General features: G+C 67.8%; 20 protein-coding genes and 2 pseudogenes. 5 read left to right on the top strand and 17 right to left on the bottom strand.

Translation table 11 applies throughout. The annotated features are described in order from the left end of the window. Positions 1–74: 74 nt before the first annotated feature. Positions 75–332 carry a hypothetical protein gene (locus tag MOQ72_RS31285; RefSeq protein WP_242189353.1) on the top strand — a complete coding sequence of 86 codons (258 nt, stop codon included), beginning with the start codon at positions 75–77 and terminating at the stop codon, positions 330–332. A gap of 100 nt (positions 333–432) precedes the next feature. Here MOQ72_RS31285 and trxA read toward each other — a convergent pair whose 3' ends face one another. The 3 genes from trxA to MOQ72_RS31270 all read right to left on the bottom strand — a co-directional run bounded on the left by trxA (position 433) and on the right by MOQ72_RS31270 (position 2,064). Continuing rightward, on the bottom strand, positions 433–777 hold the full coding sequence (trxA, locus tag MOQ72_RS31280) for a thioredoxin (RefSeq protein ID WP_242189352.1): 345 nt from the start codon (positions 775–777) through the stop codon (positions 433–435). Beyond that, the gene (locus MOQ72_RS31275) at positions 777–1,181 is read right to left on the bottom strand and encodes a MerR family transcriptional regulator (RefSeq protein ID WP_242189351.1); all 405 of its coding nucleotides are present in this window, start codon (positions 1,179–1,181) and stop codon (positions 777–779) included. The genes trxA and MOQ72_RS31275 overlap by 1 nt, the downstream gene beginning before the upstream one ends. A 394-nt stretch (positions 1,182–1,575) precedes the next feature. Further along, positions 1,576–2,064: an inorganic diphosphatase gene (locus MOQ72_RS31270; protein WP_168586214.1), complete on the bottom strand. Its 489-nt coding sequence runs from the start codon at positions 2,062–2,064 to the stop codon at positions 1,576–1,578. 247 nt (positions 2,065–2,311) lie between these two features. Between MOQ72_RS31270 and dacB the strand changes: the two genes are divergently transcribed. Beyond that, positions 2,312–5,599, top strand: coding sequence for a D-alanyl-D-alanine carboxypeptidase/D-alanyl-D-alanine endopeptidase (dacB, locus tag MOQ72_RS45330; RefSeq protein WP_242189350.1), 3,288 nt, complete (start codon positions 2,312–2,314; stop codon positions 5,597–5,599). 165 nt (positions 5,600–5,764) lie between these two features. Here the strand turns inward: dacB and MOQ72_RS45325 are convergent. Further along, a pseudogene (locus MOQ72_RS45325) lies at positions 5,765–5,887 on the bottom strand (TetR family transcriptional regulator); the annotation flags it as partial. A 398-nt stretch (positions 5,888–6,285) separates the two neighbouring features. Between MOQ72_RS45325 and MOQ72_RS31255 the strand changes: the two are divergent. Further along, entirely contained in the window at positions 6,286–7,143 is an 858-nt protein-coding gene (locus MOQ72_RS31255; protein ID WP_242189349.1) for a Rossmann-fold NAD(P)-binding domain-containing protein, read from the top strand. A 31-nt stretch (positions 7,144–7,174) separates the two neighbouring features. Here MOQ72_RS31255 and MOQ72_RS31250 read toward each other — a convergent pair whose 3' ends face one another. From MOQ72_RS31250 to MOQ72_RS31210, 9 genes are all read right to left on the bottom strand, one after another. Continuing rightward, a complete protein-coding gene (locus tag MOQ72_RS31250) occupies positions 7,175–8,032 on the bottom strand; it encodes an alpha/beta hydrolase (RefSeq protein ID WP_242189348.1) in 858 nt (285 codons plus the stop codon). Between the two features lie 299 nt (positions 8,033–8,331). Beyond that, on the bottom strand, positions 8,332–9,267 hold the full coding sequence (locus tag MOQ72_RS31245; RefSeq protein WP_242189347.1) for an ACP S-malonyltransferase: 936 nt from the start codon (positions 9,265–9,267) through the stop codon (positions 8,332–8,334). After that, positions 9,264–9,863: a malonate decarboxylase holo-ACP synthase gene (locus tag MOQ72_RS31240; protein ID WP_242189346.1), complete on the bottom strand. Its 600-nt coding sequence runs from the start codon at positions 9,861–9,863 to the stop codon at positions 9,264–9,266. The genes MOQ72_RS31245 and MOQ72_RS31240 overlap by 4 nt, the downstream gene beginning before the upstream one ends. After that, on the bottom strand, positions 9,860–11,581 hold the full coding sequence (gene mdcD, locus MOQ72_RS31235) for a biotin-independent malonate decarboxylase subunit beta (RefSeq protein ID WP_242189345.1): 1,722 nt from the start codon (positions 11,579–11,581) through the stop codon (positions 9,860–9,862). Before mdcD ends, MOQ72_RS31240 begins: the two co-directional genes overlap by 4 nt. After that, a complete protein-coding gene (mdcC, locus tag MOQ72_RS31230; RefSeq protein WP_242189344.1) occupies positions 11,578–11,916 on the bottom strand; it encodes a malonate decarboxylase acyl carrier protein in 339 nt (112 codons plus the stop codon). The genes mdcD and mdcC overlap by 4 nt, the downstream gene beginning before the upstream one ends. Then, complete coding sequence (locus MOQ72_RS31225; protein WP_242189343.1) at positions 11,885–12,781, bottom strand: triphosphoribosyl-dephospho-CoA synthase; 897 nt, start codon at positions 12,779–12,781, stop codon at positions 11,885–11,887. Before MOQ72_RS31225 ends, mdcC begins: the two co-directional genes overlap by 32 nt. Before the next feature lie 5 nt (positions 12,782–12,786). Further along, on the bottom strand, positions 12,787–14,448 hold the full coding sequence (gene mdcA, locus MOQ72_RS31220; protein ID WP_242189342.1) for a malonate decarboxylase subunit alpha: 1,662 nt from the start codon (positions 14,446–14,448) through the stop codon (positions 12,787–12,789). A gap of 382 nt (positions 14,449–14,830) precedes the next feature. Continuing rightward, complete coding sequence (locus tag MOQ72_RS31215) at positions 14,831–15,268, bottom strand: TIGR03618 family F420-dependent PPOX class oxidoreductase (protein ID WP_242189341.1); 438 nt, start codon at positions 15,266–15,268, stop codon at positions 14,831–14,833. A 273-nt stretch (positions 15,269–15,541) separates the two neighbouring features. Then, positions 15,542–16,639 (bottom strand): hypothetical protein, encoded by a 1,098-nt coding sequence (locus tag MOQ72_RS31210; protein ID WP_242189340.1) that lies wholly within the window; start codon positions 16,637–16,639, stop codon positions 15,542–15,544. Positions 16,640–17,343: 704 nt separating this feature from the next. Here MOQ72_RS31210 and MOQ72_RS31205 point away from each other — a divergent pair. Next, complete coding sequence (locus tag MOQ72_RS31205; protein ID WP_242189339.1) at positions 17,344–17,517, top strand: hypothetical protein; 174 nt, start codon at positions 17,344–17,346, stop codon at positions 17,515–17,517. A gap of 93 nt (positions 17,518–17,610) precedes the next feature. Further along, positions 17,611–19,161: an ISL3 family transposase gene (locus MOQ72_RS31200; protein ID WP_443706324.1), complete on the top strand. Its 1,551-nt coding sequence runs from the start codon at positions 17,611–17,613 to the stop codon at positions 19,159–19,161. 477 nt (positions 19,162–19,638) lie between these two features. Here MOQ72_RS31200 and MOQ72_RS31195 read toward each other — a convergent pair whose 3' ends face one another. From MOQ72_RS31195 to MOQ72_RS31180, 4 genes and pseudogenes are all read right to left on the bottom strand, one after another. Beyond that, the gene (locus tag MOQ72_RS31195) at positions 19,639–19,830 is read right to left on the bottom strand and encodes a hypothetical protein (protein WP_242189337.1); all 192 of its coding nucleotides are present in this window, start codon (positions 19,828–19,830) and stop codon (positions 19,639–19,641) included. A gap of 94 nt (positions 19,831–19,924) precedes the next feature. After that, positions 19,925–20,503 carry a hypothetical protein gene (locus MOQ72_RS31190; RefSeq protein ID WP_242189336.1) on the bottom strand — a complete coding sequence of 193 codons (579 nt, stop codon included), beginning with the start codon at positions 20,501–20,503 and terminating at the stop codon, positions 19,925–19,927. A gap of 532 nt (positions 20,504–21,035) precedes the next feature. Further along, positions 21,036–21,527, bottom strand: coding sequence for a hypothetical protein (locus MOQ72_RS31185; RefSeq protein ID WP_242189335.1), 492 nt, complete (start codon positions 21,525–21,527; stop codon positions 21,036–21,038). 246 nt (positions 21,528–21,773) lie between these two features. Further along, positions 21,774–22,124, bottom strand: a pseudogene (locus MOQ72_RS31180) (helix-turn-helix domain-containing protein); the annotation flags it as partial. Between the last annotated feature and the right edge of the window lie 102 nt (positions 22,125–22,226).

Genomic DNA, 22,226 nt, shown 5'->3' with positions numbered 1-22,226 from the left:
CCGCGCGGATCGGCATTTCTCCTTTGGAACTCGTTTGGACGCGACACGGCCGCGCGCCTGGCGGAAGGAGCGGGATGCAGTGGTGGATGGTGACGGCAGTGGCAGTCGGCGGCCTGCTCGTGTCGGCTCCAGCAGTGCGCAGGCACCTGCTCCGGCGTCGGGCGGTCGCTCGGGTGCGGACCGAGCTGGCCTGGTTCTACCAGCAGCGAGCACCGCGCGACCGGTACACGCCGGGTAGCGGGAAGCACGCTTCGACGACACCGGTCGTGGTGCTGCGCCGGTCCGACGGTTCGGCACTCGGCTGGGTGTCGCGGCATGTGCGTCGTCGCTGACGTAGGCGGCGGCACCGAAAAATGAAGTTGCTCCGAGACGAGTTATCCACAGGTTCGGCACTTATCCACAGCTCTGTGGATAAGTGCCTAGCGTTGTTCATCAACGCAGGGCGGCGTCCAGTTCTGCCAGGAGCTTGGCCTTCGGGCGCGCGCCGACGAGCGCCTGCACCGGTTGGCCGTCGCGGAAGAGCATCAGCGTCGGCAGCGACATCACCTGGTAGTTCCGCGCCACGAGCGGGTTCTCGTCGGTGTTGATCTTGCGGACGGTCAGCGAGCCCGCCCGCTCGACCGCGATTTCCGCCAGCACCGGCGCGATCATGTGGCACGGCGGGCACCACTGCGCCCAGAAGTCCACCAGGACAGGTGTGCCGTGCCGCAGGACCTCGCGCTCGAACGTCTCATCCGTGACTGCGGAAACCTCGCCGGAAAGGCTCGTCGGTGACATCAGGACTCCTCGGTTTCGTTCGGTTCACTGGTCACGCGGCACGGCTCGGGTTGCCTCGCCACAGCCGCGGCCAACTTGGTGAGCAGGCTCGCCCGCACCGAGTTGAGCCGGTCCAGGCAGGCATCCACCTCCGCGAGCTTGCGCTGGTAGACCTCGATCGAATCGGCGCAGGAGTCCCCGGCCTCGTGACCGGCGCGCAGGCAATCGACGAACGGCCTGGTGTCGTCGAGGCTGAGTCCGACGGCCTGCAGCGTCAGGATCTCGTTGACCAGCCGGAAGTCCGCCTCGTCGTACTCCCGGTAGCCGTTGGTCGAGCGCCGTGCCGTCAGCAACCCCTGTGATTCGTAGAACCGCAGCGCGCGAGTGGTCGTTCCAGCGCGCCTGGCCAGTTCACCGATTCGCATGCGCTCGACGGTAAACGTTGACGCGCGCGGCAAGGCAACGTCTTCGCGCGGCAGCACCGATGAAAAGGTGCCCCACGTTCGGCAATCGGGCACGGAAAAGCCCTCCTCGAATCCAGCGCGAGGAGGGCGGTCTTTCCTGCACGGCGCTTTCGGCTGCTGGCTTCGAACCCGTTCGGCGGGCCGTGGAGGTGCCAATTTCGCGTGAAATTGGCACCCTCGCTCCACGGGAAGCGGCGATTTCGCGCCAACCCGCCCGTCTCAGAACTCGCGCGGATTGGGGTGAGGGGTGGTCGTCAGGCAAGCGGCGGCAGCCGCTTCCTCCCACGCTCGCAGCTGGCACCGCCTCTGAGGTTCCGCTACCCGCACCGCTACGCAAGCCAATCCGCGCACCCTGTTAGTGCCCCTGTTCTTTGGCTCGTTCGTAGGAGCGCTTGATCTCCGCTTCGGCCTCGGTGCGGCCGACCCACGTCGCGCCCTCCACGCTCTTGCCCGGCTCCAAGTCCTTGTACACCTCGAAGAAGTGCTGGATCTCCAGCCGGTAGAACTCGGCGAGGTGGTGGATGTCGCGCAGGTGCTCCTGCCGCGGGTCGTCCGAGGGCACGCAGATGACCTTGTCGTCGCCGCCCTTCTCGTCGCGCATCCGGAACATGCCGATGGCCCGCGACTTGATCAGGCAGCCGGGGAACGTCGGCTCCTGGACGAGCACCAGCGCGTCCAGCGGATCGCCGTCCTCGCCGAGGGTGTCCTCGATGAACCCGTAGTCCGCCGGGTACTGGGTGGCGGTGAACAGCGTCCGGTCGAGACGGATCCGCCCCGTCTCGTGGTCCACCTCGTACTTGTTCCGGTTCCCCTTGGGGATCTCGATCGTGACGTCGAAGTCCACGCGGTTCCTCACTCGTCTTGCGTCGGGTGCGGCCGCCAGCTCGCGCGAGCGACCGCGTCTAGGGCCTGTTCGTTCGCGGTGTGGGACTCAGCTCGCACCGCCGCAGCTACTGCGGTTCCGCCACCCGCACCGCTGCGCAGACCACTGCTGAAACAATCTCTAGTGTGGACCACGGTGAGCCTCCAGGCCCCACCGCAGTGCGGGAGGTCGCAATCTGGCAGTCTGGCGATCCGTCGAGGAGGAGCACGTGCCCGAACCCCAGAACAGCGGGGGTGAGGTGTCCGAAACCAAGGTCCAGGCGTCAGCACCGGATGGTGAGAACCCGACCCGAACCGATGCGTCGTCCCCGGACGGCTCGCGGTCTGCCGAACGCGACGCCGCAGCGGAGTCGGAGAACACCAAACCCACGACCACCCCTGATCAGCCTGCCGAGGACGCGACCTCGGCCGACGCCGCGGCGCCCGATGGTTCGGCGCAACCCGGCGACCCGGAGCGCTCCGACGCTGCCCAGCAACCCGCGGATCAGTCGGCCGTCGCGGAGAAGGCGGCTGCATCGGTGGCCGAGCCAGCGGTTACCGCGACGAAGCGGGTTGCCGGGGATCTCGGTGCGGAGCCCCCTGGGGAGTCGGCGGAAGGCGCTGGGGAAACTGCTGTCGCCAGTGCGTCATCGCAGGTCAGCGGCACTGTTGAGCTGGACGAGCCGGATCCCGAAGGTGCGCGGGCCAGCGATGTGGACCAGCCTGCGCCGGAGACCGCTCCTGCCGAGGCGGAGGATTCCGCGCCGCCCGAATCGAGTTCTGGCGATGAGTCGTCGCAAGCCCGCGTCGATGCTGAGCAGCCGGAGGACGCGGCTGATGCGCGGGAGACCGTGCGGCTGACGGCTGGCGATCGGTCATCGACCGTGTCGTCGCAGGTCAGCGGCACTGTCGAAGTTGATCGGCCGAGTGAGCCCCAGCAGCCGACGCCGACTGACGGCGGTGCGTCTTCGCAGGCGGGTATCACGAGCAAGCGGGTCGCCGGGAGCCTCGGCGAGGAGGAGCCCGCGACTGACGCGGGTAGCGACGAGCCAGCAGGCGACCAGGACGAGCAGCCGACCGAGGCTGACGGCGACGAGCCTGCGGCAGCGGTGGTTGTCGAACCCGAAACCGAATCCGACGCTGAGCCGGTTGATGCCGACGAGTCCCCGGCGGAGGCGGATGCCGAGCCCGAGGCCGCAGAAGATACCGCTGCGGAAGCTCCGGTCGAGGAGGAAAGCGGTCCTGCTGCCGACTCCGGCGCGGATGTCCAGGCCCAACCGGTTGTTGAGTCTGAGGAAGAAGTCGCGGACCAGCCTGGATCGGATGCTGCGGTCGAGGCCGGTGCCAGCGCCGAGTCGGACCCCGCGGCTGCCGAAGTAGCTGCCCCGGAGCGGGCCCCGGTCAGCGGCGAGGCGGCGGAGCGCGACGATCGGCCGACCGACGAGCAGGAACGTGTCGTCGAGCCACCGCCGTCGGTGGTCGAACAGACGCAGCAGTTCGCGCCGATCACCGACGCGACACCGCCGCCCAGCGCAGCCGAGCAGACGCAGCAGATCAGGCTGGTCGAGGTCGCCGAGCCCCCGCGTATCGACGAGACCCAGCAGATCCCGCGGATCGACGTCGCGCCCGTCGATGAGGTGCGGCCCGCGAAGGCACCTGAAGAATCCGAGGTGGAAAAGACCACCCGGATCGAGCTCAAGGACTTGGCGGAGCTGCGCACCTCTGGTGAACCCGCGCCGCAACAGATGCGGACCGCCCCGCCGGTCGCACCCGCGGAGCAGACCCAGCAGTTCGCCCGCCCCGACTTCAGCGGCCCGCCGCCGCGTGCCGCGTCCGCTGCGGATTTCGCGGGTCTGACCGCCCCGCACGTCAAGCCTTCGAGCGGGCCGCCGCAAGCTCCGATGGGTCTGGCCCCGCCGGTGCCAGCGGCGTCGCCGCAGGATTTCGCGGGCTTGGCACCGCCTCGGGCGCAACCGCAACGCCTCGCACACCCCGCAGCACCGCAGGACTTCGCCGGTCTCGTCGCTCCGCAACCCGCTTCACCAGCGGATTTCGCGGGTCTGACGGCACCTCGGGCGCAGCCGCAGCGGATTCCGCAGAGCCCGCCGGAGCCACCGGAAACCGCCGACCAGCCGAGGGCCGAACGGCCCCGGCGGCGCCGGACGTTCATCGCGGTGGCCGTGGTCGTCGTCGTGCTGCTCGGGGTCGGCATCGCCTTCGGTCCGGCGCTGGTCGACGTCCTGAAGCAGACCCAGATCGCGGCACCGCCCGCGCCGGTCCAGCTCAACCCGGCGATCAAGCCGCTAAACCGGAACGCGTCGCTGCCGCAGCAATCCGGCATCGCAGCCGCGCTCGCCGGCCCGCTCGCCGATCCCGGCCTGGGCACGTTCAGCGGCATCGTGCTGGATGCCCAGACCGGGGCAGCGCTGTGGCAGCAGAACCCCAGCCAAGCGCTCATCCCGGCGTCCACCGGCAAGCTGTTGACCACGAGCGCGGCGCTGCTCGCACTCGACCACCAGCAGCGGCTCACCACCAAGGTGGTGCGCGGCAGCCAGCCGGGCAGCGTCGTGCTGGTCGGCGGTGGTGATCCGACCTTGTCCTCGCTGCCCGCGGGCGAGGAATCGGTGTATCCGGGCGCGGCTCGGCTCGACGACCTGGTGGCCCAGGTCAAGGCCGCGACCGGCGGGAACGTGACTTCCGTGCAGGTCGACACCAGCCGGTACACCGGGCCGACCAGCGCGCCGGGCTGGCTCCCGCAGGACGTCGCGGCCGGGTTCTACGCCCCGATCGAGCCGGTGATGCTCGACGGTGGCCGGGCCGATCCGACTCGGGACACCAGCCCCCGCTCCTCGGCTCCGGCGATGCAGACCGCGCAGGAGTTGGCCAACCGGCTCGGCGGCGCCGCGGTGTCGCAAGGCCGGGCCCCGGCCAACGCCCAGGTGCTCGGCCAGGTCCAGTCGGCGACCGTGCAGGACTTGGTCGCGACCGTGTTGCAGCACTCGGACAACGTGCTCGCCGAAGCACTGGCCCGCGAGGTCGCCATCGCCACCGGCAACGAGCCGTCCTTCGCCGGTGGGGTCAAGGCGGTGCGCGAGGTCTTGCAGAACAACGGCTTCAACCTCGGCGGCACGACGATGGCCGACGGCAGCGGACTGTCGCTGGACGACCGGGTCACGCCGAACCTGCTCGGGGCGCTGCTGACCTCGGCCACCGCGTCGGCGGGCCCGGACGGCGGGCTGCCGCCGCAGGCGGTGAAGCTGCGCGCGCTGCTGCCCGGCCTGCCGATCGGCGGGGGCAGCGGCAGCCTGAACGACCGCTACCAGGGCAGCGCGGGCCAGGGCTGGGTGCGGGCGAAGACCGGCACCCTGGACGGCGCCAACAGTCTCGCTGGCACGGTGGTCACCGAAGACGGCCGACTGCTGGTGTTCGCGCTGATGTCCAACGGCACCAGCTCGGCGGCGGCCCGCCCGGCGCTGGACAAGCTCGCCGACGCCCTGCGCGGCTGCGGCTGCCGCTGACCGGCCGAAGCGACCACCGGGCGGGGTGGGGGGGGGGGGGGGGGGGGCCCCGCGGGCCCCGCCCCCCCCCCCCCCCCCCCCCTTCCGCAGGTCCGGTTCCCGCCGCGCCTGCTCCAACGCCGGTTGGATCGTCACGGCGAACCGCTGCTGCATCACGGCCCTGATCAGGTCTTCGCGTCGGGGGAATCGGCGGTACAGGGTGGCGATGCCCACCCCTGCCGCTGCGGCGATCTCCTCCATGGACGCCGAGGGATCGCCGCGCTGGAACACCTGGTGCGCGGCCTCCACGATGCGTCGCACGTTCCGGGCCGCGTCGGCGCGCAGCGGCTGTCGGGCACTGTCGGTCACACCGCACACTACCAATTGATAGGAACCTATCAAGTCTGTGGTAGCGTAACTGATAGAAGTCAATCAGTTAGGGGTGTCAGTGCGTGCCAGCTGGGATGTTCCGCCGCCGATTCGTGGCCGCGGGCTTCGTTGGCGGTATGAGCATCGAGGCGCACCCTGCGTTGAACTGCTGGTCGGCGAGTCCCGGTGCGGCCAGTTGGTCACGCCCGCCGGAGGCGAGCAACCGCGCAAGAAGGGGAGTATCGATGAACGCCGCAAGCCAATCCGCTCCGAGTGCGTCCAAAATTCGCCGGAGGCAACGTCTTTCCGCCACAGGGGTGCCGGATCGGAGTGTGGCCGTGCGACTGGCGCCCATCGAGCAGCTCGACCTGTCCGCGAAGAAGTTGGTCGTCATAGGCGGCACCAACGGCCTCGGGCGAGCCATCGCCCAGCAAGCCCTGGCGCGACGTGCCGATGTCACAGTCGTCGGGCGCACGTTTCGCGATGCCCCGACCGACCGGTTGACGTTCGTGCCAGCCGATCTGTCGTCGATGCGCGAGGCCGTCCGCGTGGGCCGCGATCTTCCGGCGGAATCCTTCGACGTCGCACTCTTCACCACCGGGATCTTCGCTGCCCGGACACGTGAGGAGACGCACGAGCACATCGAACGCGACCTGGCGATCAGCTACCTGAGTCGCCTGGCGATACTGCGAGGTCTCAGCCCCGAACTCGGATCAGCACGTGGCGACGGTGCGCCCAGGCCGCGCGTTTTCGTCATGGGGTCCCCCGGAATCGGCGCGCTCGGAAACCCGGATGACCTCAACTCCGAGAAGAGCTACAAATCCATGGTCGCGCACTTCAACACCGTGGCCGGGAACGAGGCCATCGTGCTCGGCGCCGCGGAACGGTTCCCGGGCCCGGCGTTCTTCGGCCTGGGCCCGTACATGATCAAAACCGATATCCGAAGCAACTTCCTGGGCGAAGGCAGCACCATCCACCGGCTGTTCGAGGCGGCCGTCGGCCTTTTCATGCAATCTCCCGAGGCATATGCGAAGCGGATCGTGCCACTCCTGTTCGCGCCGGAGCTCGAAGGCCGGACCGGGCTCATGTTCGGCCACAAAGCGCAACCGATCCGACCGACGCAGGGCTTCGACAGCGCCTACGTCGATCGCTACCTGTCGGCGTCCGAAGCCCTGCTGCGGCGCGCGCTCGCCTGATCGGCCGGGGCCACCGCCCGCATCGAAGCGTTCAGCGGACGGCGCAGATGGCGTTACCGATCACCGCGGTCACCGCGTCCGGGTTCGAGATCAGCGTGAGGTGGGAGCCGCCCGGGAACTCGGTGATGTTCGAGCGGGCCCGTTGGGCCATCGACCGCTCCGAGGACAGCGTGATGATCCGGTCGCCGGTGCTGATGAAGTACCAGGACGGAATCGTCTTCCACCCGGCTTCCTTCGACGGCGTCATGAACGCGCTGTTCGAAGCCGCTCGTTGGGAGGCCCACAGCCGGTTGGCGACGTCCTGGGGCAGGTCCGAGCCGAACGAGCCGACGAAGACCTGTTGCTTGAGGTACAGGTCCATCGCTGCCGCTGGAGCCCCCGCGTAGGCCACCATGTCGTAGAGATCGGCGGGGTTCGCGTTGAGTGCGGAGTCGGACCCGCTGAGCTGGCCGGTGGTCTCACCAACATCCGGCGCGGCTGCGTCGACGTACACGAGGGCCTTGACGTTCGGATTTCCCACCGAGGCGTTCGTGATCACGGACCCTCCGTAGGAGTGCCCGACGAGCACGACAGGTCCGGGAATGGTCTTCAGGAAGTCGGAAACAGTAGCGGCATCGCCGGTCAAGTCCCGGAGCGGGTTGCCGATGGCCCGAGCGACGTACCCGGCTTGCTGCAGGGCACCGACCTCGCCGTTCCAACTGGAAGTATCGGCCCAAGCGCCGTGGACCAGCACGACAGTGGGCTTGACAGCGGCGGGTGCGCAGGGCACCAGCGGTCTCGGCGCCGCGAACGACGTGCACGCGGCCGTGAGCATGGCGATCACGAAAAGCGCCATCACGACCGTGATCCTGTTGCGCTGCTGCGTTCTCTGTTGTCGCTTGAGTCCCATCTGCCTCTCCTCTCGCGCGACCGATCTGGTGGGGCAATGGTGAGTCGGCAGCACGGAACCCCGAACCGAGAAGAACGTTGAACGGCAAATAGCCCCTTGCCGAGGTGGAAGGTCGCGCCGTCACCGCCGCTGATGCGCACCTCCGCGATGACCGTCGGCGCCGTCCACAACGCACGACATGGCCCCGAAAACGACGATGTGCCCCAGATTCGTCAACTGCGCATCGCCCCCTTCCGCTGCGAACGGTGCGCATGTCGGACCCGCCCATCGTCACCCCCGGCAGCCAAAGCCGCGACTCGTTAGCTGACCGCTCCCAGGAAGCGGCGGGAGTGCGCGAGGACTTGGTCGATGCCGTCATCCAGAGCATCGGCGTGGAGTTGGGGGAGGGTGCGGACCAGGAGTCGGCTCAGGACGTCGCCCGGCGGCAGCTGCACTGCGTAGGTGGCGCCGAGTTCGCTCATCAGCCGGGTCGCGTCGTGCCACTGCACCGGCCGTGCCACGGCGCGGGCAAGGTCGTCGAGAACCGCGTCGCTGTCGCCGCGAATGCATCGGCCACCGGTGTTGGTCAAGTACGCGACCCGCTGGGGACGACGTGGCAGGCGGGCCAGGTGCTGGGCGAGGCGGCTGGCGGTGCGTTCCTGGAGCGGGCAGTGCGAAGCGACCGCCACGTCGAGGTGCTGCACGCGCCCGCCCCCGGCATCGCGCACGGCCGGTTCAGCTCGGCGGAGCGCGGTGCTGGTGCCGCTGATGACAATCTGGTCCTGGGCGTTGACATTGGCGATCCACAGTGGATCGTCGTGGGTGCTGATCTGCTCGGTCAGCGAGCGAACGGTGGGCAGGCGCAGCCCGATGATGGCGGCCATGCCCCAGCGGCCGTCCGCGCACACCTCCCGCATGAGATCGCCGCGCAGCCGCACGGCGGTGAGTGCTTCGGGCAGGGTGAGCACGCCTGCGGTGACGGCGGCGGCGAACGCGCCAACGGAGTGCCCGGCGAGGAATTCGGGCGACAAACCGTGGTCGTCGGTGAGGGCTCGGGCTGCGGCAACTCCGGAGACCAGCAGTGCCAGTTGGGTGTCGGTGCTCGAACGCAGCGCTTTTTCGGTGTCGAGCCGGTCGAGATCGAGGTGGTCGCCCGCGTCGGCGAGGGTAGTTCGAACGGCGGGGCTGTCGGGTAGGGCGTGCAGCATTCCGGGCCGCTGCGATCCCTGTCCGGGGAAGAGCAGCGCCAAACTCATGTCAAGGTCTCCGTCCACACCAGCCGAGGTCCGTTAGGGGTGCGCAGGAGCACCCGGTCGGCGCCGGACAAGAGTTCGGCGAGCGCGACGGCGCCCCAAGGCGCGTCGAGTTGGCAGTCGACCCGGACGGACAGGTCTTGCAGCGACGCTTGGACGGCCGCGAGTTCGGCCAGTGGCGGTGGGTGCTCGACCCGCAGCACGATGTCCAGGTCGCTGTCGCGCGTGATGGCGGGCAGCCCGGTGGCCAGCTCGAAGCCCACGCTGCCACCGGGGCCCCAGCGCAAGCCCGTCCTGTCGAGGCGCGGCCGTACCGCGTGCAGTGCGCGGACCGCAGGTAACTCCGCGCGCAGCGTGTGCGCGCGAGCGGTCAGCGCTTCGGGTGGGAGCACCGCGGCCACGGCGTCGAGCGGGACGTCCAGGGCGAACCGTTGCGCCCGATGCGGGCCGCGCACACCCACCGCGACACGGCCTTCCGCCGCGAGTGCGCGGCGGGCCACGACCCAGGGGGTCCGGCACAGCGCCAGCACCACCCACCTCGGGGCGGTCGCCGGGGTGACCGGCCAGTTCAGCCGGAGCAGGTCGTGCGGGCGAATCATGTGTTCGACCACTGCTGGCCGAGCCGATCCCGGACTGTTCGCGAGGCACTACGGGTGCGCACGGCCGTTGGCGAGTCGAGCCTGGTGGACAGGTCGCTCGGCCCCCGGCGGGCTCGGTCGACGGCTGCGGCGACGGCGTCCCGAACCGTGCTGGCGTCCTTGGTCGTCGGGGCGTCCGCGTCGTTCACGGACAGGAGTCCGTCGCAGAAGCCCAATCCCGCCCAGTCCCGCACGTCGTAGCTCAGCGGGGCGATCTTCTTGGCGAGTTCGTCGAGTTCTTCGACGGTGCGCATGGTGATGCGCGCGGCGGCGGGTTTGTGCATGGCGTGGATCTCCACCTGCGGATCGTCGAGGGCCAGGATCTGCTGGGCTTGCAACCCGTGGGCGAGAAAGCCGCCGGAGAGCGCGGTCCCGACCACGACGGCCACCAAGGGGTGGCCGACGGTGCGCGCGGTCCAGTAGGCGTCCACGGTCGTGGCGATGGCCTGGTGCAGTCCGGCCATTTCCTCGATCCGCCCGTATGCCTGGCTGGCGAGGTCGACCACGGCCACGATCGCACGGCGCCGCTCGGCGTCGGAATCCTCGCGCACCACCTCGCGGATCGTCCGAGCCAGCGCCAGGCATTCGGTCAAGCCGACCTCACCGCCCCGCGCCCGGTAGAAGGGATTGTCCGGATCTGGCACGACGCTCAAGTGCACGGCGTCGGCGGTGTCGGCACGCAGCACCGAGGGGATGACCTCGACGGGATCGGCGTCGGCAAGAGTGCGGAGCCACGTGCGGCCGCGGCTGCGGGGCGGGGTGGATTTCCCCCTGGTGGAAGGCGATTCGGTCCCGGTGCGCAGCGGCGCGTAGTCCTGGCCCCACGAGGCCCGCAGGTCGCCCGGTGCGGGAGGGTGTGCCGGGTCGAGAGTGGCCAGCCGGGTGGCGAGCACGTCGAGCCGTTCGCTGCGGTGCGTTCCCGGCTCGCGCGGGCCAGCGGCCAAAGACGCGCGCACGGCATCGCGAATCGCGTTGGCGTCATCCGGAACCAGGGTTTCGGCCAGGCCGAGGGCGCGGCGTTGTTCGCCGCCGTCGATGGCCCAGATCAGCGCCCGGTCGGACGAGTCGAACTCCGCTATCCCGGCCTCCTGCTCGATCACGGCCGGTCCGTCGAGCCCGATCCGCCCCTGCGGGGTGACGATCAGGTGGGTGCACAGTCCGGCGGCGATGCTGACCCCTCCGAAAGAACCGACCTCGCCAGCGACGACGCCGACGACCGGAGCCAACGGGCGCAGTTCGAGCAGTGCGGAGCAGATCTCCGCCACCGCGTTCAACCCCAGGTTGGCCTCTTGCAGCCGAACGCCGCCGGTTTCCAGCAGCAGCAAGGCGGCTGTCGGCGCACCCGATCGGGAGTCGGCCGCGGCCAGCCGCAGCGCCTGGCTGATCTTGGCGCCAGCGACTTCACCGGTGCCGCCGCCCTGGAAGCCCTGCTCGATCGAAGCGATGACCACTGCGGCTGCATCCACCGCGCCGCGCGCGATGACAACACCGTCGTCGGCCTGCGGCACGATGCCCTGCGGTTGCAGCCAGGGGGACTCGATGCGGTCGAAAGGTCCGCAAAGCACCCGCATCGACCCGGTGTCCAGCAGAGCTTCGGCGCGGGCGCGTGCATCGAGTTCGAGGAAACTGCGGCGCTGGAGCTGCCAGTGGGATTCGGCAAGCTTGGTGGGGGTGATCATGCCGGTTCGCCTCCGGTCGCGTTGTCGGTCCTCGTGGCGGATTCCGCCGCCTGCCGCAGTCGCAGCGCGACCACACCCGGTGTGGCGCCGAAGTCGTTGAGCTCCCATCGCCCCAGCAGGGAAGTCCGGGCGAAGAAGCGCTCCAGCACGGCCTGCCAGAGCACCTCGAAGCCGTCGATGCTGGTGCGGACCCGCACCTCGGCCTGCCCACCCGGCTCGGTCTCCGGCGCGGGCAGGTCCAGCAGGATCTCCAGGTCACCGGAGGCGACCACGCCGACGTGGACGCGCCGCAGGGGTACCCGATCAGCGGGAAAACGGTAGGTCAGGATCTGCATGGCGATCGGGGTGTCCTTTCTCGACGGGCAACGAATCGAGGAACACGGCAGCGGACAACAGATCGGCGCTGCCCCCGGGCGAGAGCCGTCGGGTTCGGGCGAGCCGGTCGAGTGCGGCCAGCCGCAGCCGACCGGCGACCGTGGCGCAGCCCCCGGCAGCGAGCACACCGACCGCCGCGCCGCGGACCGCGGCCAACCCGCGCGGGCCACCTCGGTGCAACAGGCACGTGTCCTCCAGCGACGCCATCACCGCCAGCAGTGCGTCCAGGCGGGCCGACGCTTCGTCCGCGCCACGGGCCCGAGCGCGCCGCAAGGCGGGCAGGGCATGCTCGGTGACGTGCGGGAACTCGGCCCGAGCCTCACCTGCTGCGCCGACGGCGCCGTAGCAATGCCGGGCCCGAGCCCCGTGCGAGAGCGGCCGGAGCGATTCCGGCGGCAGTCGATGATCGGGCAGCCGGGCCAACTTCGCCGCGGCACCAACCGCTTCCCGCGATCCGGGCCACTGCGCTATACCGGCGCTGAGCAGACCCAACGCCCACAGCGCACCGCGGTGGGTGTTGACGCCGCCGGTCACCGCCAGCATCCGGCGTTCCCCGTCCCGGCCGATCGCGCCGAGTTCGGCGCGCAGTTCGAGCCCCAGTGGCAACGTCGTGGCGACCTCCGCGCATCGTTGGAACGCCACGCGCAGCGCCTCGGCCGAGCGGATCAGCAGGTCCAGCGTCATGTCGCGGTGCGCACCGCCACCACGACGATCGGTCAAACCGGGCTTCGGCGTGAGTTCGGCTTCGGCTCGCAGCGCGGCGACGGCGAACTCGGCGATGCGCCGGGGTGCGAGCCGAGTTCGCACGCGGGTGGCCGTTGACATCCGGGTCACCAATCCCGGAACTGGGCTGGTGGTTCGTACAGCCCACCGGACCAGGCCACCAGGTCACCGATGCTGCGGGCCGCCAGCAGGGACCGGTGGGCCAAGCCGACCTCGACACCGAGATCCTCGGGCAAGGCGACCAGGCCGTCCTTGCGCAGTTGCTCGACCTGGTCCGCGGTCATCCGCCGACCGACCGACGTGACCCCGGCGACCGCCGCGAGCGCATCCCGGCGATCGGCCAGCGAGTGGGCTTTGTAGAGGTAGGCCACGCCCTCTTCGGTCACCACGTGCGTCACGTCATCGCCGTAGATCATCACCGGTGCGACGGGCATCCCGGCGTGCTCGCCCACCTCGACGGCGTCCAACGTCTCCAGGAACGTGGGAGTCGCTCCGGTGCGGAAGGTCTGGGCGATCTGGACCACCAGCTTGCGGCCGCGCAGGGCAGGAGACACCCCGTGCAGCATGCTCAACCACGCGCGAGAGGGGTGGCGTCGACCGTGCGGATCGTGCCCCATGTTGGGTGCACCACCGAATCCGCTCAGTCGCCCGTCGGTGACCGTCGAGGAGTTGGCGTCGCCGTCGATCTGCAACGACGACCCGATGAACATGTCGATCGCGTACTGCCCGGCCAGCTGGCACAGCACCCGGTTGGATCGCAGCGACCCGTCCTGGCCGGTGAAGAACACGTCCGGCCGGGCGGCGGTGTAGCGCTCCATGCCAGCCTCGCCGCCGAAGGAATGCACCGACTCCACCCACCCGGACTCGATCGCCGGGATCAGCGTCGGATGCGGGTTGAGCGTCCAGTGCCGCGCGATCTTGCCCTTGAGCCCGAGCCGCTGCCCGTAGGTGGGCAGGATCAACTCGATGGCGGCGGTGTCGAAGCCGATCCCGTGGTTCAGCGAAACCACCTGGTGCCGCTCGTAAATCCCGCGCACCGCCAGCATCGCCTGGAGGATCTCCAGATCACCGATGTGCCTGGGATCTCGGGTGAACAGCGGTTCCAGCGCGAAGGGCCGGTCCGCGGCGACCACCAGGTCCACCCAGTCCCCGGGGATGTCCACCCGGGGCAGTTCGGCGGGGTCGACGATCTCATCGGCCTGCACCAGCACCACCCCGTCCCGGAACGCCGTCGCTTCGGCGATCGTCGGGGTGTCCTCGGTGTTCGCCCCGGTGTAGAGGTTGCCCAGCCGATCAGCCTTGGCCGCGCACAGCAGCGCCACCTGCGGAGCGAGGTCGACGAACATGCGCGCGTACAGCTCGACGTAGGTGTGGATCGCGCCGACCGCGACCGTCCCGTCGGTCACCATCTGCGCCATCCGCACGCTCTGCGGACCGGCGAAGGCCAGATCCAGCTTGGTGGCGATACCGCGCTCGAAAAGGTCGAGGTGTTCCGGCCGGGACACGGACGAGATCAACATGTGCAAACCGTTGACCCGTTTCGGATCGCAGGTGGCCAACGTCCGCGAGAGGAAGTCGGCCTGCTTCTGGTTGTCCCCTTCCAACGCCACGCGATCACCCGGCCGCAGCAGGGCCTCCAGAACATCCCGAAGACGCCCGTCAGTGACAACCTTGCCCGAGGTCAACGTTTCCACGGCAGCGAGCCTGTCCCGCTTCGCCGCGCGCCGCCGATCCCACACCCCGGAGGAAGTGCCCGCAGTCGCGCCCATGATCCCCCCAACACCAACCACCGACACAAAAGCGGCGGCTGTACCCCAGTCCCGGCTCCAGAGCCTGGCCCGCACAACAACGGGTGGCGTGCGGGAGTCGCTGCCACCGTCTCGCTGCTGGAATCCCCGACATCGGCCAGGCCCAAACACCACGTCGAGGGCTGCCCAACAGCAGAGCCGCTGGGCAGAGTCCGAGAGCCTGCGCGCGTAGCTGGGCCAAGCGGCTGCGCCGCGAGAAAGAAGAGGGACCGTCTGCGTGGAGCCCCGCCGGGGGCGCCAGGCTGCCTCCTCGGATCTCGCTCGGCTATCGCTAGGCGCTCAGCCCGTCGATCGCACCTCGGGCAGTAGCCGCCTGCCGGGCCGTGGCGAGGCGGGGCTGCGGTCAGCTGCCGTAGATTCGGGTGGGGTCAACCAGAACGACCGTGCGCCGTTGCTCGGCCATGACCCGGTCGTACTCGTCCCAGTCCTCGTGGCTACCGCCTGCCGCCGTGAATACCTCACGCCGCAGCAGTCGCAACCTCTCGCCGTCGATGCCGGAGACCGGATCATCCGGCCCGATGAGCATTGCGGTGCCCTCGATGGTGGCCCAGGCCCAGCCAGACCGAACCGTTGCGGTCACCTGCGGGCGTGCCCGCAGATTGGTCAGCTTCACCCGTCCGTAGGTAACGAACCCGAGCACCGGAATGCTGGTGCGCGGGTGGGGCAGCAGGCCAGCGTTGACCAGCGACGCCTGGATCGTGCCGTCCGCTCGCAGGGTTGAGACGACGACCAGGCCGCGTTCCTTCGTTGCCAGCGCGGCAAAATCGTCCAGCGTTGTCATACCCACCGTGTCCCTCACCAACGGCCGTACGGGTCTCGGGCGGTGGCCACGACCCGGTGGCCCCGCTGGGCGAGCTCGGTGGTGATCGCTCGGCCGATGTCTTTGGAACTTCCTGTGTTCAGGATCGAAGACATGGTTTTCGGTCGCTCCTCGCTTGATGGGGTGTTGAACGGCGGGGGTGGTCAGGCGGCACCAGGTGCGCCCTCATCAAGACAAATCCCTGCCCGCCATTTCGCGCAACTCGGGTGATGCACGGATCGGAGACAGCGGTGCTCAGGAACCAGGGACGAAGGGGACGTTCTCGGGTGCGGCCTTGCGGTTCTTCTCGTGCCGCGCGCGGGTCGGCGGTGCGACACCGCGGGCGAGTTCGGTGACGCGCGCCAGCACCTGCCGTGGGCGGACCCGGTCGCGCAGCACGCTCTCGCTGGTGGGGTCCGCAGTCACTGTCGCGACCGCCTGGACCAGCACCAGCGGCACGATCAGCCGCACCTCGTTCCACGCCCCCGCCAGCAGGATTGCGACCAGATACGGCGTTGCCAGCAGGTACAGCACCGTGGCCGACGTGCGACCCGATCCTCCGGCGGCGGCGACCGCCGCACAGTGCACCATGTAAACCGCGACGAGGGCGCCAGCCAGCCCCAGGATCGCCAACAGCCCTACGTCGAACACGGTCAAGCCGTTGATCACGCTGGTGTCCCAACCGAGCACCACCCGCAGACCGACGTACGTGGCGGCGAAGGCAAGTGCCGAGACCCCCGTGAGCACGAGCCCGCGGCGCGCCTCGCTCCTGCTGCTGCGCAGCGCGAAGACCGCAGCGCAGGCAATCGCGAGAGCCTGCGTCTCGCGGGTCAACGTGCCGAGGACGGTGATCAGCACCAATGCGTACGGTGCGGCGCCCGAACGCCACCGCAAGCACGCGACGGCGGCGAGCAAGAACGCGTAAGCCAGCATGTCATACGGCGTCATGACCCAACTCGACGCGAGAACGATCACCTGCACGAGCAGGTAGAGGGCCGGAGTCAAGGGGCGGTCCGGATCCCACAGCAGCCGTTGGAGCAGGATCGACATCGCGAGGTAGGCGACCAGGTTGACCAGCACGAGCGAGCCGTACAGGCCGACGTCCATGCCTGGGACTGCGGCGGTCATCCACAAAGGCCGGTTGTGCAGCACCTCGACGAGCACATCGCCGAGGTGGTCGTCGACCACGCGAACGAGCCACGCCCCGAGAATGCGGAACCGGTAAACTCCTTCGGCGAGCTGGGAATCGAAGCTGGAGCGGGTGTAAGCGAGCTTGCTGTAGACCGGGAAAAAACCGTAGTGCAGGAAGTGCCATGCCCAGATTGGCAGCACTACCGCAGCGATTGCGGACAACCGCGACCATCTCTGCGCCGTGTGCACACTGACCTCCTCGGTGCTGTTGCAGGCTACGCGTGGCGCGGTGAGAAGGCGATAGCAATCGTGCAAGCGCTGTCCCTTTGTCGCGGCAAAAGGGAAATCTGGCAATGTCGTGTCGGTTCCGCATGCGGTACTGGGCGTTTGCCCGGTTCGAGGTGGCTCCCGCAGGCCGGGAAACTGATCCAGAAGTCCTCGCCGACGAGAACATCCACTGTGGACGACAATGGCTGGTCCTGCCGTCGAAGAGCGTGTGGAACTGCTCGGCATCACTCGGGGACCTGCGAGGGGCGGTTCGCGGTGTTGACACCAGAGGGCCCCGAGATGGAGATCAAGAACGGCCCTCTCACCCCGGGGACTGCCTGCGCTGCGCCCCCAGTGCGGCTCGTACAGCATCTACAACAAGCCGCTCGCGCCGTGAGCTGCGGGTTTCCGTCACGGTCGGGATCGCTCGGCGCCGCCGTCAGGGCGGTGGTGCCGGATGAATCCCGAGGAGATCATCAGGGGATTGACCGGCGCGCAGGCCGACAGGGGGGCGTGCGTGGTCTGCGGACGTGACTACCTTCGCGCTTCGGGGGTCGTGTCGCTTGTGGTGGGTCGGTCGCTGACCGGCTCGCAGGTGTTCGCGTGTGCGGGGCGCTGCGGCCAGGTGGCCGGAGCCGACCCGATGATGGCTCGTCGCCGTGTGGGTGGTGATGGCCGATGAACGCCACGTCGAACGACGTACAAAAGTGCTCTACCTTGTGATCAAAAATCCACTGAAAAACCGTTCCAACATCACCGGGAAAACAGTAGGCTGGAAAAAGGTGTTGAACACGCTGGTCATGTACTACGGTGACCGGGTCACCGTGCAGTAATCGACAAGGCGATCACATCATCGCCCACAAGATTCCTGGCTCTGTCGCACTTTCGGTGGTGACGGTGGGTCGGTCGGTTGACCACGGTGCGTTGTGCCAGGGTTACGTTGGTGCAATGTTGATCAACTTCTGGCTCTGGTGTTCTCGGGGCTATCTTTCCTGGTCATCCAGGGGGTCGAGGATGTTGCTGGGGTGATCGTTGTTCGGGCGTCCACACCGTCGGGGCCGGTGGTCTGCCCGGGTTGCGCTGTGGAAACGGGGCGGGTGCATGGCTATTTCGAGCGGCGGGTCACCGATGTGCCGGTGGATGGGCGGCCGGTCGTGGTCCGGGTACGGGCACGGCGGATGCGCTGCTCGACGGTGGACTGCTCGCGGCAGACATTCCGCGAGCCGCTGACCGGCGTTGCCGAGCGGTATCAGCGCCGCACTGCCCGGCTGGTCACGCAGGTGGGTCGCGTCGTGCGAGAGCTGGCCGGGCGCGCAGGCGTGCGGGCTCTGGCCGGTCTCGGTATTCCGTTGTCACGGCAGACCGCCCTGCGAGCGCTCTTGCGGCTACCAGTGCCGGCCCGGCCGGTGCCGACGGTGATCGGCGTGGACGATTTCGCCCTGCGTAAGCGGCAGCGCTACGCCACCGTGATTATCGACGCGGTCACTGGCGAACGCGTCGACGTCCTGGCCGACCGGACGGCCAGCACCCTTGAAGCCTGGTTACGCGAGCACCCCGGCGTGCAGGTGGTGTGCCGGGATGGCTCCGGTGCCTACGCCGAAGCCATCCGCCGCGCGCTACCCGACGCGGTGCAGGTCGCCGATCGCTGGCACCTATGGCACAACCTCGCTGAGGCCGTCGGCAAGGAAGTCGCCGCCCACAGCGCGTGCTGGGGCAAAACCGGCCCGCCACCACGCGAGGGCAAACGCGCCGCCACCACTCGGGAACGCTGGCGGCAGGTGCATGATCTGCTCGATCGCGGCGTCGGACTGCTCGAGATCTCCCGCCGCCTGAACCTGGCGCTGAACACGGTCAAGCGCTACGCCCGCATCGACCAACCCGAACGCCTGGTTCGGGCTCCGCAGTACCGGCCCACCCTGGTCGACCCGTTCCGGGACCACCTACGCCGTCGCCGTGAAGAAGATCCGGCCGTGCCCGTACTGCAGCTGCTCAACGAGATCACCGAGCTCGGCTACATCGGAAGCCAGAACCTGCTATATCGCTACATCACGCAAGGACGCGTCGAATCCGACCGGCCCGCGATCTCGCCCAAGCGCCTCAGCCGCTACCTGCTCACCCACCCGAACAAACTCCAAGATCACCAGCGAGAATGGATCGACGCCGCGACCGGCGCCTGCCCCGAGATGACCGCGCTCGCCGCCCTCATCGGCGACTTCGCCGCGCTGCTCACACCCGCCCCTGGCAACAACGAACGCCTGACCGGCTGGATCGACCACGCCCGGGCCGAGGACCTTCCCCACTTACACGCATTCACCCGCGGCCTCGATCTCGACCGCTACGGCGTGGACGCCGCCCTCACTCGAGAATTCCACAATGGACGGACAGAAGGAGTGAACACGAAAACGAAGCTGATCAAACGACAAATGTACGGACGCGCAGGCTTCCCCCTCCTCCGCCACCGCATCCTCCTCGGCTGACACCGAACGTCACCACCGAAAGTGCGACAGAGCCAGATTCCTGACACTCCCTACGAGATTCCGGCTAGGTGACGACACCAGGCAGAATATACTTAGGAAACCTACGAAGCGGTGGAGGGGGATGCCGGAAAGGCCCGAGCGGCCAGTGCTCTTTCTGGACATCAGTAGGCCTCAGCCGATTGATACACTGATCGGTTACGGGAAGATCGCCAAGGCTGCTGCCATTCGAGGAGAAGTGGTTGATCTCGACGATCAGAGCCGAAGTCTACTCGGTCGGGTTATGGGTAAATCGTATGAGAAGAGCGCTATCGCTACTCATGATGACAAACAGATTGGAATTCTTGGGTGGGGCGGTAACACCTACTCGAATCTGCGCGGCTCTCCCAGCTCACGGTCCGACGCTATTCAGGCAGAGGAACCTACGCCTGATGAGAGGAACCCCATAGGTACGAATCGTTCCGCTCCACCCCAGCGACGTTAGCTGCTGGTGAGTTCGTGGTATGCCTCGCGGAGTTCAGCAGCTTCGGGCAACGGCTTGACCGCGTTGACTACCTCGGTGATGCGCCAGTAGTTCGACGGGGGGATTTGGCCTGTTGCGATGGCGGTGTGTGCGGCGGCGCAGGCTTCGTCGAGTTGGCCGGTTTTGGCGGTGACGAGGGCGAGGTCCACGTGTGCGCTGGCGTAGCGGCGGGGCTATCGGTGTGCGGTCCAGTTTGATTCGAAGCGGGCGATCACTTCGCGTGCGTAGCGTTCGCCTTCGGGGTCACCCAGCCACGCGAGAGTCGTTGCGGTGTAGGCGTTGGCCTTGGGTGGGGTCGTAGCGGTAGTGGTGCTCGGGATCAGCGGGTTGACGCAGCGGTCCGCACAGATCGTGTTCCCGTTCCAGAGCCCGGTAGGTGGTGTCGGCGTCGCCGAGGCGTGCGGAGGCGCGTCCTTCCTGGGCGGTGGCTTGGATGGCCGCCGAGCTTCCTGTGGGGGCGTGGTGTTGGGCGACGCGGGAGAGTTCTCGTGCTCGGTGGTGGTGTCCTTGGGTGAGGGTTCGCCAGGCTTCGGTTTCGTAGCACCATGCGCGGATTTCGGGGTGGTCGGCGTGTTTGGCGAGGTGGTCCGCGGCGCGTAGCCATGCCGTGGCTTGGTGGTGCTGGTTGAGGTCGATGTGGACGGTGGCCGCGAGCAGGGACAGCCAGCCGCTGACGACGACCAGGCGGCGGCGTCCGCTGAGGGTCATGTGGCCGGTGTCGAGTAGGCGGCCGACGTAGCCGACGTGGTCGTCGATGCGTGGCAGGAGATCGATCGGGGCTGTCGTTGGGTAGTCCAGCGCAAACGCGACGGCGTCTGGCACGCCGCCAGGGGTGTAGCCCTCATGCGCAACCTCACCATGACTCACTAAACAACCCGCCACGCGGTTAAAGACCGCGCTTTCCCTTGCCCAGCACCACAAGTTGATCAATACGGGACAGGCTTTAGCAGAGCGCCCGGTACTCACTACGGCACGCAGCAGTGAGCACATGGCTGACGGCCGGCGTTGACCCGACGACCGTGGCGCGGTGGGCCGGCCACTCCGTGGCTGTGCTGTTGGAGACTTTACGCCTCATGCTTGCACGGTCAGGACGTGGTGGCCCGCCAGCGCGTAGAGAACTTCTTCGGGTACCGGGCCGAGTAGCTGTGGTGAGTTAGCTAGTGGAGACAGGCGAGTAAAGCTGCCCCCGACAAAGGTGTTCCTGCCGGGGGCAGCTTTCGCCCTACCGGATGGAAACCTGGCAAGGTGAGCCTGCGATGACGCCGTAAGGATCTCAACGCAACGTGCGTCACACCTAGACCCGTCGCTGGTATATGGCTGTGTGACGACCCAGCGGCTTCGTGAATGCGATCGTCTACGAACCGAGCATATCCAAGCTGAAGCCCATGGAAAAGAGAACGAGGGCTGTCCACTTGGCAGAACCTCCATCCTTGGCAAGAGCGGACAAACGCGCAAGTAGTCTAAAAATACTGAATAGTGATTTTTGGACTGAGAGAGCTAGGAGCGCAACCCCGCCCAGGGCCAGCAAGTAAGTGGCTGTGCTCCCTAAGGAAAACGCCTTGGCTGCTAGTACCCCAAGAATTGGGGCGGATGCTCCAAAAAGCAGGAATGTCAAATCGTCCGCGTGCTCGATCTTTAGTACAGTTTGAACGCTTATAAACTGATGCATCACCGGATTAGAAAACGCTGATGACTCCATTCTCTTTGAGAGTTTTCGTACGCTAGCCCGCTTGAATCGACGGGCGAGCTGATCGAATCTTTCAGGGCCAACCAGGTCGATCACGGCGACCATGCCTGCAATGAATTGCAGTATTTTGCCGAATCGTGCCCACCAAACAATCTTCAACCCCAGAAGTGTGACCCCTTTAACCTCGCATCCTCTCATCCACTCGTTAACGATTTGGCTCAAGCCAATTGAGCCGGACTCGATGCAGGGTGGTGGTATGTCGGTCAGCAACCCAGGTGAACCTCCGGCGGCCAGGTCAAGCGTGTTTGCGCGGGCTGATCGCCCTCGCTGGACTCTCTGTCGATGTGATGGTTTCTCCACGAGAAGTGATGCACGACACATTGGTCAGTCGAGGCGACCCCCATGGGTGGGTACCAGGGTGCCGTCCACAATCAGAACCGTCTCCGGGCTGTGCTTGCGCTTCGTCTGCGACAACGCCAGATACGGGCCGATGTGCTCGACAACCCGCCCGGCCGCAGACTTGGAGATATCGAAGAGCAACGCGACCTGCCGCAGGGTCAGGTTGGTGCGGTAGTAAACGGCGACCAGCAACACCCGGTCATCCAACGACAGGCCCCACCGACGGCCAGCGCCGGTCTGCTCGGCGCCACGACCTCGCACGATGCCCACCAGCTTGCCGAACTGCCGCACCGACAGCCCCGTGAACGTCGGTATCCACGCCGGTTGGTCAACCCCGATCACCTGCACCCCGTACATGATCCACTACCCACCCAGACCCACGATTACGGGACTGCGATGATCGGTTATGCCGTCCCCTACTCGGGTCTGACTCTTTACGGGACCGGCTTCGTGCCTTCA

It is taken from the genome of Saccharopolyspora soli, assembly GCF_022678645.1.
Lineage (GTDB): Bacteria > Actinomycetota > Actinomycetes > Mycobacteriales > Pseudonocardiaceae > Saccharopolyspora > Saccharopolyspora soli.
This window is presented reverse-complemented; position numbering and strand designations above follow the sequence as displayed.